Raw genomic sequence first — 1,347 nt, forward strand, 5'->3', positions numbered from 1 at the left:
TACAAAGAAATATTACTAAAGGAAGGTATTGTCGCTGAAAATAACACCATAAATCATCAAGAAATTGTAAAGACCCTAAAGCAGATGAAAAAAGAGCTGCCTTTTGGGGCCAAGCGAGTGGCAATTTCTGTTCCAGACAACTCAGTTATTAGCAAGAAACTGCAAATCGAACAAAGCCTTGATGAGAGCGAAATCGAGTTTGCGGTGGTACAAGCTTTTTCTCATCAATCTCCTTTTCCTGTGGAAGAACTGAGTTTGGATTTCGTACGCCTTCGTGCGGAAGAAGGGATGCGTGGAACGGACAGTTATCAAGTATTCGCTACGCGCAAAGATGTGGTTGAAAGCCGAGTTGAAGCGTTACAACAGTCTGGTTTAAAGCCTGTGTTGGTTGACGTGCACTCTCAAAGCCTAGGTCATATCTGGAAGCTTGCCGCAGAGCGTTTTCCTGAAAAAAACAAATACTGTTTGTTAGACATCGGCTCGCTAGCGAGTTCATTCACCATGTTTACCGAGCAAGGCGAACTGTTTCATAAGGAGTTTGCGTGCGGTACTCGTATCTCAATGGGGACGTCACAAGAAGACTTACTCTCTGATGATGCTCAAGCCAAAACGGAACAGTTCAATCGTCAAGTGGTTGAGCGCGTAAAACGTCAAATGCAGCTCTATACCTCGATCAACGGTTCGCAAAACATCAAAGGCATTTGGTTATCGGGCGAGGGGGCATCGACGCCAATGTTGGCAGAAGAGCTCTCGCATCAGTTGGCATTGGAGTGCGAGTTGCTAAACCCACTCGGACTGTTTGAAATGAAAGTGTCGAAACGCAAGCGCCGAGCGGCCGATTGGCAACATTTTTCGACGGCTGCAGGGCTGGCGGTGCGTGGCATTCATTGGTTAGGAGGTGTGCGTGCTGTATCGCATTAACTTATTGCCTTGGCGCGAAAATCAAAGGGAAGAGCATCGTCGTCGATTTGTCGGTTTAGTGGTATTGGGAGTCATGGTGGCGTTGGGGATTCAGTGGGGCGTTGGCAAATATTATGAGTACCAACAAGATCTTCAACAAGAGCGACTCGACTATCTAACAACGTACATTTCCGATCTAGATAAGCGGATAGAAGCGATGAAGATCGCGGAGCTTGAACACAGCAAAATCTTGGAACGCTTGAAAGTTGTGGAAGCGTTGCAAAATGGTCGGAATAAAACCACTGATTTTATGAACCTCATGCCTGCTGTTATTCCAGAAGGCGTGTATGTCGACAAGATCAAAATGAACGATCTAGAAATTGAAATCTCAGGTATTTCAGACAGTACACCTCGGCTAGCAACCATGCTCGATAACATGGAACGTTC

At 46.0% G+C, this 1,347-nt stretch carries 2 protein-coding genes; both read left to right on the forward strand.

From position 1 onward, the window contains the following. Positions 1–921: type IV pilus assembly protein PilM (gene pilM / locus R7R24_RS24540; RefSeq protein ID WP_318119703.1), on the forward strand; the 921-nt coding region annotated here is incomplete at its 5' end. After that, positions 905–1,347, forward strand: a 443-nt coding sequence (locus tag R7R24_RS24545) for a PilN domain-containing protein (protein WP_318119704.1), incomplete at its 3' end; no start/stop codon positions are given. The genes pilM and R7R24_RS24545, both read left to right, overlap by 17 nt.

Source organism: Vibrio sp. 704, from assembly GCF_033339295.1.